The 14,611-nt window shown below is 68.1% G+C and carries 9 protein-coding genes; 7 read left to right on the top strand and 2 right to left on the bottom strand.

Annotated elements, in window-relative coordinates:
- Window positions 1-469: 469 nt before the first annotated feature.
- Window positions 470-1,354, bottom strand: coding sequence for an energy transducer TonB (locus A7X97_RS09225; RefSeq protein ID WP_088496839.1), 885 nt, complete (start codon window positions 1,352-1,354; stop codon window positions 470-472).
- On the bottom strand, window positions 1,354-2,301 hold the full coding sequence (gene gshB, locus A7X97_RS09220) for a glutathione synthase (RefSeq protein WP_061478899.1): 948 nt from the start codon (window positions 2,299-2,301) through the stop codon (window positions 1,354-1,356). Before gshB ends, A7X97_RS09225 begins: the two co-directional genes overlap by 1 nt.
- A gap of 240 nt (window positions 2,302-2,541) precedes the next feature.
- Between gshB and pilG the strand changes: the two genes are divergently transcribed.
- The 7 genes from pilG (at window position 2,542) to A7X97_RS09185 (ending at window position 14,558) form a co-directional block, all read left to right on the top strand.
- Entirely contained in the window at window positions 2,542-2,943 is a 402-nt protein-coding gene (pilG, locus tag A7X97_RS09215) for a twitching motility response regulator PilG (protein ID WP_005418455.1), read from the top strand.
- An 18-nt stretch (window positions 2,944-2,961) separates the two neighbouring features.
- Window positions 2,962-3,324, top strand: coding sequence for a response regulator (locus A7X97_RS09210; protein WP_005410717.1), 363 nt, complete (start codon window positions 2,962-2,964; stop codon window positions 3,322-3,324).
- Window positions 3,324-3,854, top strand: a complete 531-nt coding sequence (locus A7X97_RS09205) for a chemotaxis protein CheW (protein WP_065178184.1) — start codon at window positions 3,324-3,326, stop codon at window positions 3,852-3,854. Before A7X97_RS09210 ends, A7X97_RS09205 begins: the two co-directional genes overlap by 1 nt.
- 41 nt (window positions 3,855-3,895) lie before the next feature.
- Window positions 3,896-5,932 (top strand): methyl-accepting chemotaxis protein, encoded by a 2,037-nt coding sequence (locus tag A7X97_RS09200; protein WP_049415562.1) that lies wholly within the window; start codon window positions 3,896-3,898, stop codon window positions 5,930-5,932.
- A 100-nt stretch (window positions 5,933-6,032) separates the two neighbouring features.
- The gene (locus tag A7X97_RS09195) at window positions 6,033-12,773 is read left to right on the top strand and encodes an Hpt domain-containing protein (protein WP_088496838.1); all 6,741 of its coding nucleotides are present in this window, start codon (window positions 6,033-6,035) and stop codon (window positions 12,771-12,773) included.
- A complete protein-coding gene (locus tag A7X97_RS09190) occupies window positions 12,760-14,097 on the top strand; it encodes a chemotaxis protein CheB (RefSeq protein ID WP_088496837.1) in 1,338 nt (445 codons plus the stop codon). Before A7X97_RS09195 ends, A7X97_RS09190 begins: the two co-directional genes overlap by 14 nt.
- Window positions 14,094-14,558, top strand: a complete 465-nt coding sequence (locus A7X97_RS09185; protein WP_005418442.1) for a chemotaxis protein CheW — start codon at window positions 14,094-14,096, stop codon at window positions 14,556-14,558. The genes A7X97_RS09190 and A7X97_RS09185 overlap by 4 nt, the downstream gene beginning before the upstream one ends.
- Window positions 14,559-14,611 lie beyond the last annotated feature (53 nt).

Below are 14,611 nucleotides of genomic sequence, written 5' to 3'. Positions count from 1 at the left end.
GGCCAACGGCTGAGCCCCTCGTGGCGGGGCGCGAAAGCACGAGCCGCGCTTGGCCGGGCGAGGTGGGTGCGCGGGGGACGCCGTGAACCCGTCTCTGACGTGACCCCCGCGAACCCACCCCCGCCCGACCTCTGACAGTTTCCGTGTGCGTCCGCCACGGAAAATAAAAAAAAGAAGATCAAAGTCAAAAGCGGGTCGCTTCGCTCGTATCCACGCCTGGCGTGGATGTGTGTCGACCAAGGTCGACACCTACCAACAGCAATGGTGCGCCGCGATCTGTCAGAGGCGGGGCGGTGTCGGGCGGCGGGGTATCCGCGGCATGGATGCCGCGGCTAAGCCTACACGGACGTACTTGCGGCGTCCCCGCCGCCCGACACCGCCCCGCCAAGCTTCAGGACACCAACCGCTGCTGTTGCTGTTGCTCTAGCCCTTCAGCGGGTCCCGGGCCGCAGGCCCGGGCACCAAAACCCTACCGGTCGTCGCGCAGTTCGCCGCCCGGCAGGAACACCCAGGTACGGGTGACCTGCAGGATGTCGATCTCGTCCTCGGTCTTTGGCAACGGCGGGAACGGCTGCGCCAGCTTCACCACCCGCAGCGCCGCTTCATCCAGCAGCGGCGTCCCGCTTGAACGCAGAATGCGGCTGCTCTCCACGCTGCCATCGCGCCGCACGCCCACGCTGATCACCACTTGGCCGCCGAGCCGGCGCTGCCGGGCCTCGTCCGGATAATTCAGGTTGCCGACGCGCTCGGCACGGTCGACCCAGGCGCGCAGGTAATTGGCATAGGCATATTCACGCGTGCTGGCCGACACGAACTTGCGATTCGGGCGCTTGGCATACTGCGCCGAGCGCAGATGCACTTCGGCAGCCAGTCGCGCCATCTCCACATCGCGCTGCTCGCGTGCACTCAACGGCGCGTCCGGCTCGGGGCGTTCCGGGGTTGGCTGGGCCTGCGCCTGTGCCACCGAGTCCTGTCCGTTGCGGCTGCTGACCACCCGTGCCTGCGGCGGCGGAACCGGGGCGGCCGATTGCTGTTGCTGCGGCACCGGGCTCAACCCGGACCGGGCCTGCGGCACGATGCCGGCCTGGTTGTCGCGCGGACGCTGTGCGCGGTCGTGCTCGCCACCGCCTTCCTGGTTGGCGGCGGCAAGGAAATCAGCCTGCTTTGGCGTCAGTGCGGTGCGCGTCTGGCTGAAGATCACTTCCAGCGTCGGCACCAGCGGAGCATCGCCTTTCACGGCGAAACCCACGCCCAGGATCAGCAGGGCGTGGACCAGCACCGACAGTGCGATGGTGGCCCCCAGCCGTTGCGCTTCGCGTGGCGGCGGGGGCAGAACGGCGGGTGCGGACGGCATCAGCGCAGGCCGGCCTCGAGCGCGTCGAACAGGGTGCCGGCAATGTTCAGGCCGTACTGCGCGTCGAGCTCGCGCACGCAGGTCGGGCTGGTCACGTTGACCTCGGTCAGGTAATCGCCGATCACGTCCAGGCCGACGAAGCGCATGCCACGACGCTTCATCTCCGGGCCAACCTGGCCGGCGATCCAGCGGTCACGCTCGCTCAGCGGGCGCCCTTCGCCACGGCCGCCGGCCGCCAGGTTGCCGCGGAACTCGTCACCCTGGGGAATGCGCGCCAGGCAGTAATCGACCGGTTCACCGTCGACCAGCAGGATGCGCTTGTCGCCGGCGGTGATGTCGGGAATGAACTTCTGGGCCAGCGCCAGCTTGCGGCCGCCGTCGGTCAGTGTCTCCAGGATCACGTTCAGGTTCGGATCGCCCTGGCCGCTGCGGAAAATCGAGCGGCCGCCCATGCCGTCCAGCGGCTTCAGCACGGCCTGGCCGTGTTCGAGGGCGAAGGCCTTCAGCGCCTTGGCATCGCGGCTGACCAGGGTCGGCGGGCAGCACTGCGGGAACAGCAGGGCTGCCAGCTTCTCGTTGTAGTCGCGCAGGCCCTGCGGGTTGTTGACCACGCAGGCACCGGCAGCGGCGGCCACGTCCAGCACCTGGGTGTCGTAGATGTACTCGGCGTCGACCGGCGGGTCCTTGCGCATCAGCACGATCTGGCCGGGCCCGAACTCGGTACGGCTGAACTCACCCAGCTCATACCAGCCGGCCGGGTCGTCGCGCACCTGCAGCGGCGCGGTCTGGGCCACCGCCACGCCACCTTCCAGGGCCAGTCCGCCCGGCCGCACGTAGTGCAGGGCATGGCCGCGGCGCTGGGCTTCCAGCAGCATGGCGAAGGTGGTGTCCTTGGCGATCTTGATGTGGGCGATGGGGTCCATCACCACGATGACGTTCAACGGCATGGGCGCACCTGTCAGGCAAGGCGTTGATGGTAGCGGCAACGCCGGTCGCGCGCCTCCCCGCCATACTGCAACGCAGCGTCCGCCCGGCGGTCGCGCACTCATTGCGAAACCCGTCACGTTCAGGAGGGGGCCATGCCCCGCGCCGTGGGGCGGCCTTGAAGCGGGCGCGGAAAGTGCGATATAGATACGCTTTCGCAGCGGCCCCCGCCAGAGATCGGGCCGTGCGCTTGGGGATAGGCAATGACTGAAAACACGACTGCGGGCGGGGAACTCGCAGGACTCCGGGTGATGGTCATCGATGACTCGAAGACCATCCGCAGGACTGCGGAAACGCTGCTCAAGCGCGAAGGCTGCGAGGTGGTCACCGCCACCGACGGCTTCGAAGCGCTTGCCAAGATCGCAGACCAGCAACCGCAGATCATCTTCGTCGACATCATGATGCCGCGCCTGGACGGGTATCAGACCTGCGCGCTGATCAAGGGCAACCAGCTGTTCAAGGCGACCCCGGTCATCATGCTGTCGTCCAAGGATGGCCTGTTCGACAAGGCGCGGGGACGCATCGTCGGCTCGGAGCAGTACCTGACGAAGCCTTTCACGCGTGAAGAACTGCTGGGTGCCATCCGCACATACGTCAACGCCTGACCAGGGGGGAAAGGCACAATGGCTCGTATCGTCCTGATCGAGGATTCACCGACCGACCGCGCGGTGTTCACCCAGTGGCTGCGCCGTGCCGGCCACGAAGTGCTGGAAGCGGACAACGCCGAGGATGGCCTGCAGCTGGTCCGCGACCAGGTGCCGCAGCTGGTGCTGATGGACGTGGTCCTGCCCGGCATGAGCGGCTTCCAGGCGACCCGTGCGATGGCCCGTGATGCGGCGATCAAGCACATCCCGGTGATCATCGTCAGCACCAAGGCGATGGAAACCGACAAGGCCTGGGGCCTGCGCCAGGGCGCCGCCGATTACATCGTCAAGCCGCCGCGCGAGGATGAACTGATCGCGCGGATCAACGAACTGGTGGCCTGATGCGCTCGCCCTTCGACATCCTTGAAGCCTATGAACGGCGCAGCCTGGCCCATGCGGTGCAGTTGCCCGGAAAACAGTTTGCCCAGGACCTGTGGCGTGGCGTGGGTTTCCGCGTCGGCCAGCGCCGGCTGGTGTCCGATTTCCGCGAAGTGGTGGAAATCGTACCGATGCCGCCGGTGACCCCGGTACCCTGTGCGCAGCCCTGGCTGCTGGGCGTGGGCAACCTGCGCGGCAACCTGTTCCCGGTGGTCGACCTGAAGTACTTCCTGGAAGGCACGCGCACCGTGCAGCAGGAAGGCCAGCGCGTGCTGATCATGCGCCAGGCCGGCGGCGACGTCGCACTGACCATCGATGAACTGTTCGGCCAGCGCAGCTTCGAGCTGGACCAGCAGATCGAAGCGGGCACGTTGGCCGATGGCCGCTACGGGCATTTCGTCGATCGTGCTTTCCATGCCGACGGCCATGACTGGGGCGTGTTCTCGCTCTCGCTGCTGTCGCGCACCCCTGAATTCCGGCAAGCCGCGGCCTGAGGCCAGGCATCGCCCCCTGCATTGAAGATCGAGGTTGAACGATGAGTACTGCTTCGGACGCCACCAAGACCGGCAAGCTGCGGCTGGGCGGCAGCAACCTCTGGCTGTTCCTGCTGCTGGCATCGATGATCCTGTTCGGCGTCAACACCGGCGTCGCCACCTGGCAGGGCAGCCGCCTTGCCGACGCCGGCTCCAAGGCCGCCGACCTGCAGGTGCTGTCGCAGCAGCTGGCCAACCAGGGACGTGACGCGGTCGGCGGCAACGCCCAGGCCTTCACCGCCTTCAAGGCCACCCGCAACGCGATCGAGCAGAACGTGTCGACCCTGCAGGGACGCTACGGCAAGGAGCCGGGCGTAGCCGGTGCCATCGCCACCCTCGGCGAGACCTGGGCGCCGCTGGGCAAGCAGGCCGGGCAGCTGGTGGCCAGCGAACCGGCCGTGCTGGCGCTGGCCGGCAACGCGAACAACTTCACCGGCGCAGTGCCGGGCCTGCAGGCCCAGCTGAACGAGCTGGTGCGTGCGATGTCCGCTTCCGGCGCGCCGTCGTCGCAGGTGTACAGCGCGCTGCAGCAGGTTGTGGTGGCCGGTTCGATGGCCCGCCGCGTGACCGAAATGCGTGCCGGTGGCAGCGCCGCGGCGACCTCCGGCGATGCGCTGGCACGTGACATCACCGTGTTCTCGCAGGTGCTCGACGGCCTGCGCAACGGCAACGAGGAACTGGGCATCACCGCCGTGCGCGGTGCCGCCGCCGTGGCCGCGCTGGAACAGTCGCAGCAGAAGTGGGAAGCGATGAAGCAGGACGCCGACGCGATCCTGGCCAGCTCGCGCCAGCTGTTCGCGGCGCAGTCCGCTGCCACCGCGCTGGGCCAGGGTTCGGCCCACATGCTGGATGACAGCCGCAAGTTGTTCGACGCGTTCTCCTCGTTCGGCTCGGTATCCGACACCCGCCTGTTCCCGAACTTCTGGATTGGCGTGGTCTCCGGTGCGCTGTCGCTGATCGCGATCATCGGCTTCGTCTCCACCAACGTGCGCAGCCGCTCGCGCGAGCAGGAACTGCGCTACCAGACCCAGGTGGAATTCAACAGCCGCAACCAGCAGGCGATCATGCGGCTGCTGGACGAAATCTCCTCGCTCGGCGAGGGCGACCTGACGGTGAAGGCCTCGGTGACCGAGGACATGACCGGCGCGATCGCCGACGCGATCAACTACGCGGTCGACGAGCTGCGCCACCTGGTGACCACCATCAATGACACCTCGGCCAAGGTCGCGATGTCCACCCAGGAAACCCAGGCCACCGCCATGCAGCTGGCAGAGGCCGCAGGGCACCAGGCCAACCAGATCACCTCGGCTTCGGACCGCATCGGGGAGATCGCGGCGAGCATCGAGCAGGTGTCGCGCAACTCGGCCGAGTCGGCCGACGTGGCACAGCGCTCGGTGGTGATCGCTGCCGAAGGTGCCGGCGTGGTGCGCGAGACCATCCAGGGCATGGACCAGATCCGTGACCAGATCCAGGAAACCTCCAAGCGCATCAAGCGCCTGGGCGAGTCGTCGCAGGAAATCGGCTCGATCGTGGAACTGATCAACGACATCTCCGAGCAGACCAACATCCTGGCGTTGAACGCGGCGGTGCAGGCCGCGTCGGCCGGTGAAGCGGGCCGCGGTTTCGCGGTCGTGGCCGACGAAGTGCAGCGCCTGGCAGAACGCACCTCGGGTGCGACCCGACGCATCGAAAACCTGGTCCAGGCCATTCAGGCCGACACCAATGAAGCGGTCACCTCGATGGAGCAGACCACGGCCGAAGTGGTGTCTGGTGCGCGCCTGGCCGAGGACGCCGGTACCGCGCTGACCGAGATCGAACGCGTGTCAAACGCGCTGAACACCCTCATCAAGAACATCTCGATCGCCGCCCAGCAGCAGTCGGCCGCCGCCTCGGACATCACCCGCACCATGGGCGTGATCCGGCAGATCACCGGGCAGACCTCGCAGGGTGCCGGACAGACCGCCGAGTCGATCGGCCACCTCGCGCAGCTGGCGGCGGACCTGCGCCGTTCGGTCGCCGACTTCAAGCTGCCGGCGTGACGCGGGCAGGGCGGCGAGCAAGGAACCAGTCGATGAAGCATTTCCATTCCCCACGCCAGAACTCGCGCGGCCACCGCGCGGCGGCGAACGGAGCGCGTCCATGAGCAGTCTGCGCGATGCGATGAGCCACGCAGCGCTGGGCTGGGTAAAGCCCGAGCTGGACGAGACCCTGCGCCAGGTGCGCAACGAGGTCGAGTACTACGCCGAAGACCCGACCGATGCCAGCCGCATGCGCATCTGCGCCGGCTACCTGCACCAGGTGCAGGGCACCCTGCGCATGGTCGAGCTGTATGCCCCGGCGATGGTGGCCGAAGAACTGGAGCAGCTGGCCAATGCCATCGGCGCCGGTCGCGTGGCCGACCGTGATGAAGCCTGCGCAACCCTGATGCGTGGCAGCGTGCTGCTGCCCGACTATCTGGAACGCCTGCAGAACGGCCATCGCGACATTCCGATCGTGCTGATGCCGCTGCTCAACGAGATCCGTGCGTCGCGCGGCGAAGAAGGCGTCACTGACAGTGTGCTGCTGGCCTTTGCGCCGGAGAGCGTCACCGCCACCGAGGCCGAGCTGGACCATGCCCGTGGCAGCCTGAGCGGACGCAACCGTGAGCTGCTCGACACGGTCGGCAGTGCGGTGAAGGAAGAACTGCTGCGCATCAAGGATGCGCTTGACCTGCACCTGCGCACCGGTGGTGCGCCGGAACAGCTGCAGACCCAGGCCAACGAGCTCGGCGCCGTGGCCGATACGCTGGGCATGATGGGCCTGGGCGTGGCCCGCGGCGTGGTCGTGCAGCAGCGCGATGCGCTGCGCGGCGTGGTCGAAGGTCGCCAGCAGATTGACGAGAACCTGCTGCTGGATATTGCCGGTGCACTGCTGTACGTCGATGCCTCGCTGGACGACCAGGTTGCCCATCTGGGCGCCGGCGGCAGTGGCGAGGACGATCCGAGCGCGGTCGAGAACCGGCGCACGGTGGAGGTGCTGGCGCATGAAGCCATCGCCAACTTCGCCGCTGCCCGCGAGCATTTCGTCGCCTTCATCGAAACCAGCTGGAACCATGCCGAGCTGCAGGATGTACCACGCCTGCTGGGCGATGTGTCCGGCGCGCTGCGCATGCTCGACCTGGGTACCGCCGCCGATTACCTGCGCGGCGTGCAGCAGTACATCGAGGCCGAACTGATCGGCCGCCAGCGCGTGCCCAGTGGCCGCCAGCTGGACACCCTGGCCGATGCCATGGCCAGCCTGGAGTACTACCTGGAAGCCCTGCGCGACCGCCGCCCGGGCCGCGAGGACATCCTCGAAATCACCCGCAGCAGCCTCGAGGCTCTGCGCTACTGGCCGCTGCCGGAGCACAATGCCGTCGCGCCGGACGCGCCGGCACTGCTGCCGGTCGAACGTGAGCCGGTTGCGTTGCAGGCCGAGCCCCTGCAGCCGGAGCGCGTCGAGGTTCCGGTGCAGCCTGCGGCGCCCGCTGCCGGCGACGTGCCGGTGCCACTGCCGGACTTCACCTTCGATCCGCCGCCGGCCTCGCCGGCGCCGATGGTGTCCGACAACCGCCTGATGTTCGGCGCACTGGGCACCGTGGCCGCCGTGGCCGCCAGCAAGGCTGATATCGATGCTTCGCCGTCGCCGACGCACGACGATGCGGGGGCATCGCTGGTCTTCGCGGCGTCCAGCGCACCTGCGCCGGATGTCCCGCAGTGGGAGCTGGCGCCGTTCCATCCGGAGGCCGACGCCATCGTGCCTGCCGATGACGAGCGCAGCCCGACCTTCGCCAGTTTCGATCCGGTCAGCTTCGAACTGGCTGACAGCGGCCCCCCCGGTGCACCGCAGTGGTCGCTGTCCGAGGCGCCGCAGATGCTTGAGGACACCGCAGCGCCTGTGATCGATGAGAGGACGGACGCGGTGGATTCCTCCGCGACCGCTTTCGATGCTGCACCGGTATTCGACCCGGTGGCGGCCGAACAGGATGCCGTGGCCGACGACGTGGTGTTCCGCTTCGATGCCGACGCGCTGGACAACGCTGACGACGTGCTGTCGCTGCATGCGATGGAAACGCTGTCGCTGGACGATGACGCCGCGTTGCATCCTTCGCTGGAGATCGTCGATGCCGTCGTCCCGCCGCTGGCCGATGTATCGCCCGCAGTGCTGGCCGAGGTGGATGAGGCCCCGGATGACCTGCCGGCAACGTTGATCACGCCGCCGTCGATCGAAGCGCCCATCCCGGCAGCGGAAACCTCGGCGCCGGCCGTGTCGGTGATCGATATCGACACCATCGCGCCGATCGATTTCAGCGAGGCCGACGCCCAGTTCTTCGCCGAGTTGAGTGCGGCCGCTGCCGGCTTCAATCCACAGGCGATGGCCGCTGCGGCAGCGCCGGAGGCGGTGGATTCGGCCGTTGCCGGGACCGATGCCGACACCAATGCGGGCTTCGACGCTGGTTTCGACGACGATGCCGAGAACATCGACGAGGACATCCGCGAGGTGTTCCTGGAAGAGTTCGACGATGAGCTGGCCAATCTCGGCACGCTACTGCCGGCATGGCGGATGCAGCCGGACAACATGGACCGGCTGCGCCCGATCCGCCGCATCTTCCATACCCTCAAGGGCAGTGGCCGCCTGGTCGGCGCACGCACCCTGGGTGAGTTCGCGTGGAAGATCGAAGGCATGCTCAACCGCGTGCTGGATGGCAGCCGCGCTGCATCCCCCGCCGTGCTGGCGATGGTCGACAACGCGCATGCGGCGCTGCCCCAGCTGAACGCGGCGCTGCGCCATGGCCAGCGCATCAGCGTCGACCTGCAGGCCATGCAGGCCATCGCCGATCGTGTCGGTGCAGGCGAGGAAACCTACTACGTCCCCCTGCCTGGGGCCACTGCACCGGTTGCACCGGTTGCACCGGTGGCCGAAGCCGAGGGCGAAGACGAGATCAGCCGCATTCTCGACGCGGAGATTGCCGCTTCGGCGCTGGCCGATACCGCCGAGGAGGCCGAAACCACCGGCACGCCGGCCAACATCGACAGCGTGTTGCGCGAGATTCTCGAGGCCGAGGTGGAAGTCCACCAGGCCACCCTGCAGGACTGGCTGCGTTCGGCGCAGCAGGCACCGCAGCCGGTCAGCGACGCACTCCTGCGCGCAGTGCACACCATGAACGGCGCCTTCGCGATGACCGAAGTGCCCGAAATCACGGCTGTAACCGGCGGTGCCGAGTCCTACATCAAGCGTGCGCTGGCCGCCGAGGTGGTGCCGAATGATGAAGGCGTGGCCGCGCTGGATGCGACCGCGCAGGCGATCACCGCCACCATGGAAGCGCTGCAGGCCGAACAGCCGCGCATCGCACCGCAACAGGTACTGGCACAGCGCCTGCAGGCGCTGGCCAGCGAGTTGCCGGAAGCGCGCTGGCCGATGGTGGGCCTGGAGGACGACGAAGCCGAGCTGGCGCTGGATGACAAACCGACGGCGGAATGGGATGCGGACGCCTCGGCAGCCATCGCGCCTGAAACCGATGCGGTACCGCCTTCGTCCGTCGCGCCGGAGCAGGAACCGCAGGCAGTTGCCGATGTCGCCGAAGCCCCGGTCGAGGATGCTGCGATCGAGGGCGAGGGCGGGCTGGAGGTCGGTGAGCTGACCGCCAGCGACGATCTTTCGCGCTACTTCGATGCCGGATGGCCGTCGGTACCGGGTGAGGGAGCGGCGTCGCTACCGGTGGTCGAATCGATCCAGGTGGCCGACGATGTTCCGGGCGTTGAGGTAGACGGTGTCGAGACGGAGGCCGAAAGCGCGCCGCTGTTGGCCGACGATGCCGGTTTGACCGTCGTGGACGATCTGTCGCCGTACCTGGATGCCAGTGCGCTGCCGGTCGACGACCGCGATGCCGAAGAGATTCCGGATGCTGTCGAAGCCGTCGCATCTGACCTGAATGCGTCCTCGTTCGATCACGTGCACGTCGCTGACCCTGAGGCATTCGAGACGCCTGCTGCACTGCCACTCGACAGCGAGCTGTCGAGCCTGCAGGATGAAATGGCTGCGCCGGGGTTTGCAGAACCGGTCTCGCTGGACGCCGCGCTCGAGGCCGGCCTGCACGTGATCGACGAAGAGCAGCCCCTGGCCGACGACGGGCAATGGTCCGTGCTCGGCCTGCAGGCCAGCGAACTCGCGCCGGGCGAGGCGGAAGCCTTTGCCGAGGATGCGGACGTCGGCGGGGAGGCGGCGATCGGTGAAGGAGAGAGCGCCGATCAGCCGTCCCCGGCGACGGTGAATGAGAAGATCGCGGAGGCCGCAGCGCCGGCCACCGCCGAACCGGTGCGGTTCTTCGAACTGGAAGACGCGCCGGGCCAGGTGGAAGTCCACGCCGAAGCTGCCGATGCCGAGGCCGATACCGCGTCGGATGCCCCGGCCGTTGGCGTGCCTGACGCCGACGTGGCTGAAACCGTGGCACCCGACGTCCTTGACATCCCGGTGCCGGAAGACAGCGCCGATACGCTCGACTTCAGCGTCTACGATCGCGAGCTGGTCGACATCTTCGTCGAGGAAGGCAAGGACCTGCTCGACCACTGCGATGGCCTGATCAGCGAGCTGCGCGATGCGCCGCAGGACCGCGAGGTGCTGGCCGGCCTGCAGCGTGACCTGCATACCCTGAAGGGTGGCGCACGCATGGCCGGCATCAACGCCATCGGCGATCTTGGCCACAGCATCGAATCGTTGCTGGAAGCCGTCGCCGCTGGTCGCACCGAGATCGAACGCCGCGATGTGCAGTTGCTGGAGCGCGGATTCGATCGCCTGCACCAGCTGCTCACCCGCACCGGTGACCACCGCGTGGTGGAACCGGCGCAGGACCTGGTCCACGCGTTCGAAGTGCGTACCACCACCGATATCGCTGCGGCGGCTGCTGCAGCCGCAGCCGCAGCCAACGTGCCGAGCGTCGCAGAAGCCACTTCTGCACCGGTTGCCAGCCCGGCGCCGGCACTGCTCGACGCGCCGCTGTCGGCACCGCTGCCGGCCGAAGGCGTGGTCGATGAAGATCCGCTGGCACGCCCGCAGCAGGAACAGGTGCGCGTGCGCGCGGATCTGCTCGACCGCCTGGTCAACCATGCCGGTGAAGTGGCGATCTACCGCTCGCGCCTTGAGCAGCAGCTCGGCGCGTTCCGTGGTGCGATGGGCGAGCTGGAGCGCACCAACGCGCGACTGCGCGACCAGCTGCGCCGGCTCGACCTGGAAACCGAAGCGCAGATCGTCGCCCGCTACCAACGTGAGCAGGACCAGGCAGACCAGAAGTTCGATCCGCTGGAGCTGGACCGCTTCTCCACGCTGCAACAGCTCAGCCGTGCGCTGAACGAATCGGCGGCCGACCTTGGCGGCCTGCAAGGGGTGCTGGACGATCTGTCGCGCCAGTACGATTCGCTGCTGCAACAGCAGTCGCGCGTCAGCTCCGAGCTGCAGGACGGCCTGATGCGCGCGCGCATGGTGCCGTTTGATGGCCTGGTGCCGCGCCTGCGCCGCGTGGTCCGCCAGTCCGGCATGGATACCGGCAAGCAGGTGCACCTGACCCTGGAAGGCACCCACGGCGAACTGGACCGCAATGTTCTCGACCGCATGGTCGCGCCGCTCGAACACATGCTGCGCAACTCGGTGGCCCATGGCCTGGAAGCGCCGGAACAGCGCCGCGCCGCCGGCAAGCCGGAAGAGGGCGAAGTTGCCATCCGCCTGCACCGTGAAGGCTCGGAAATCGTGCTGGAAGTGGCCGATGACGGTGCCGGCCTCGATCGCGAAGCGATCCGCCGCCGCGCAATCGACCGTGGCCTGTTGGCCGCCGACGCGCAGCCGAACGATCAGGAACTGGACAACCTGATTTTCGCCTCCGGTTTCTCCACCGCCGACCAGGTCAGCCAGCTGGCCGGTCGTGGCGTGGGCATGGACGTGGTGCGCAACGAAGTGCGCCAGCTGGGCGGCTCGGTCGACATCCAGTCGGTGCGCGGCCAGGGCGTGCGCTTCACCCTGCGCCTGCCGCAGACGCTGGCCGTCACCCAGGCGGTGTTCGTGCAGATCGGCGAGACCACCTTCGCCGTGCCGGTGGCCTCGGTCAGCGGTATCGGCCGCCTGTCGCGCGAACGTTTCGAGGCCGCCGACAGCAGCTACCGCTACAGCGGCGAAGACTATCCGTTGTATGACCTCGGCAGCCTGGTCGGGCAGGCCCCGGCGCGTGCCGATGGCCAGGACCAGGTGCCGCTGTTGCTGGTCCGTGCCGGTGACCTGCGTGCAGCCGTGGCGATCGACCAGGTGCTGGGCAACCGCGAAATCGTGGTCAAGCCGGTCGGCCTGCAGATCGCATCGGTACCGGGCATCTACGGTGCCACCATCACCGGCGATGGCCGCGTGGTGGTGATCCTGGACGTCGCGCCGCTGGTGCGCCGCTTCCTGGCCAATCCGACGGCACCGGTGCTGGCCAATGCGCCGCGCGACGAACGCCAGGTGCCGCTGGTGATGGTGGTCGATGACTCGCTGACCATGCGCAAGGTGACCGGCCGCATCCTCGAGCGCCACAACTTCGAAGTCAGTGTCGCCCGCGATGGCGTGGAAGCACTGGAGCGGTTGGAAGAGCGCGTGCCGGACCTGATGTTGCTGGACATCGAGATGCCGCGCATGGACGGCTACGAGCTGGCCACTGTGATGCGTGCCGATCCGCGCTACAGGGATGTGCCGATCGTGATGATCACCTCGCGCAGCGGCGACAAGCACCGCCAGCGTGCCTTCGAGATCGGTGTCCAGCGTTATCTGGGCAAGCCGTACCAGGAACTGGACCTGATGCGTAACGTGTACGACCTGCTGGGGATCGCCCGTGTCCGTGAGTGAAACCCATCCGGCCCCGGCCGTCGCCCTGCTGGCCCGCCCCGGTGCGGCGCGTGAACGCCTGCGCGAGGCACTGGCGCATGCCGATGTACAGCTGGTCCTGGAAGATGATCCGAACGGCCTGGAGCCGCAGGTCCTGCAGGCCGCGGATCCGCAGTTCGTGGTGATCGCGCTGGAAGCTGCCATCGAGGACGCACTGGAACGGTTGGAATCCGCGCTCTCGGCACCGGGGCTGACCCTGGTGTTCGATGAGGCTGAGCTGGCCGCCCGCCGCGACGGCTGGGAGGCGCAACGTTGGGGGCGCCACCTGGCCGCCAAGCTGCACGGCCACCAGCAGGTGTTGCCGCCGGGCGCCGAAGAAGAGCCCAGCCTGCAGCTGGAGCCTGGTCATCCGGCGCCCGCGCCGGCGCCGCAGGAAGAAGCCCTGCGCACGCACCTGGAACAGGCGCTGAGCTGGGCCGATGACGTTCCGGCCGACGGCCTGTATTCGCCACCGGCAGACCTGCACGAACCGATCGCGCTGGAGCAGGCCCTGGCGGCGCTGCAGCCGGTCGTGCCCGAGCCTCTGGATCCGCCTTCGGCGCCGCAGGCACTGGCCGAACCGGCGGCGCCCGCGACACCGCCGGTCTCCTTCGATCACACCGCCTGGTCGCTGGTCGAGGAATCGATCGAAGCACCTGTATCGGCAGAAGCCGTGGCGCCGGTCGTCGCGCCGCAGCCCTCGTTCGATACCGATCATTTGAGCCTGGTCGATCTGGATGCCGCCGCCCCGGCCGGTGCGCGTGCCGCATCGCTGCTGGTGCTGGCCGGCATCGGTGGCCCGGATGCGTTGCGTCGCCTGCTCGGCGCACTGCCTGCGTCGTTGAGCGTGCCGGTGTTGGTGCACATGCGTCTGGATGGTGGCCGCTACGGCAACCTGGTCAAGCAGATGTCCCGTGTTTCGCCGTTGCCGGTGCAGCTGGCCGAGGCCGGCCAGCACGCGGTGCCGGGCGAGGTGCACGTGCTGGCCGATGATATCGGCGTGCGCGCGGCCAGCGATGGCCTGCATTTCCAGAGCGATGCCAACGGTATTTCGCTCGCTTCGCTGCCGGCCGAACACACCGCACTGGTGCTGCTCAGCGGTGCCGACCTGGCCCACGTAGGCCCGGCGCTGGACCTGGCGGCCGCCGGTGCGTGGGTGGCCGGGCAGGTGGGCGAGGGCTGCTATGACCCGGCGGCGGCCACCGCCGTGGTGGCTGCCGGCATGGTGGCCGGTGAACCGCAGGAACTGGCGCAGGCAATTGCCGCGCGCTGGGGTGAGCAGGACGACAACGGAGACGCACCATGAGCTATGCCAGCAATGACGAAATCCGCGGCGTCCTGATCCAGGCCGGCAACGAGCGCGTGCTGCTGCCCAATGCCACCGTGGCCGAAATGATGTCGCGCGTGCCGGTGCAGCCGGTCTCCGATGCGCCGCGCTGGCTGGTAGGCGAGATCGGCTGGCACGGCTGGCAGGTGCCGCTGGTGTCGTTCGCGCGCCTTTCGGGGCTGGGCGAAGAGACCGTGGCCGGCCACAACAAGGTGGTGGTGCTGAAGTCCCTCAGCGGCAACGCGCAGCGCCCGTACTACGCGCTGCTGACGCAGAACTTCCCGCAGCTGATCTCGGTGCCACGCGATGGCCTGCTGGCCGACGCCTCCGAAGAAACCCTGCCGCAGACCGTGCACATGCGCGTGCTGTTGGGTGAGCAGAGTGCGCTGCTGCCGAACCTGGACGCGTTGGAAGCGGCGCTGGATTCGCTCGCCGCCTGATCCACCAGACCGGTAGTGCCGGCCGCTGGCCGGCAACCTCATGATCCCGTGGA

Origin of the sequence: Stenotrophomonas sepilia (genome assembly GCF_003244875.1) — a bacterium.
GTDB classification, from domain to species: Bacteria; Pseudomonadota; Gammaproteobacteria; order Xanthomonadales; family Xanthomonadaceae; genus Stenotrophomonas; species Stenotrophomonas sepilia.
This window is presented reverse-complemented; position numbering and strand designations above follow the sequence as displayed.

Bases quoted from the DNA above. Each gene is read 5' to 3' on its own strand.
- A7X97_RS09225 (WP_088496839.1), bottom strand. From the start codon at position 1,354: ATGCCGTCCGCACCCGCCGTTCTGCCCCCGCCGCCACGCGAAGCGCAA.
- A7X97_RS09185 (WP_005418442.1), top strand. From the start codon at position 14,094: ATGAGCTATGCCAGCAATGACGAAATCCGCGGCGTCCTGATCCAGGCC.
- A7X97_RS09200 (WP_049415562.1), top strand. From the start codon at position 3,896: ATGAGTACTGCTTCGGACGCCACCAAGACCGGCAAGCTGCGGCTGGGC.
- A7X97_RS09205 (WP_065178184.1), top strand. From the start codon at position 3,324: ATGCGCTCGCCCTTCGACATCCTTGAAGCCTATGAACGGCGCAGCCTG.
- A7X97_RS09195 (WP_088496838.1), top strand. From the start codon at position 6,033: ATGAGCAGTCTGCGCGATGCGATGAGCCACGCAGCGCTGGGCTGGGTA.
- gshB (WP_061478899.1), bottom strand. From the start codon at position 2,301: ATGCCGTTGAACGTCATCGTGGTGATGGACCCCATCGCCCACATCAAG.
- pilG (WP_005418455.1), top strand. From the start codon at position 2,542: ATGACTGAAAACACGACTGCGGGCGGGGAACTCGCAGGACTCCGGGTG.
- A7X97_RS09210 (WP_005410717.1), top strand. From the start codon at position 2,962: ATGGCTCGTATCGTCCTGATCGAGGATTCACCGACCGACCGCGCGGTG.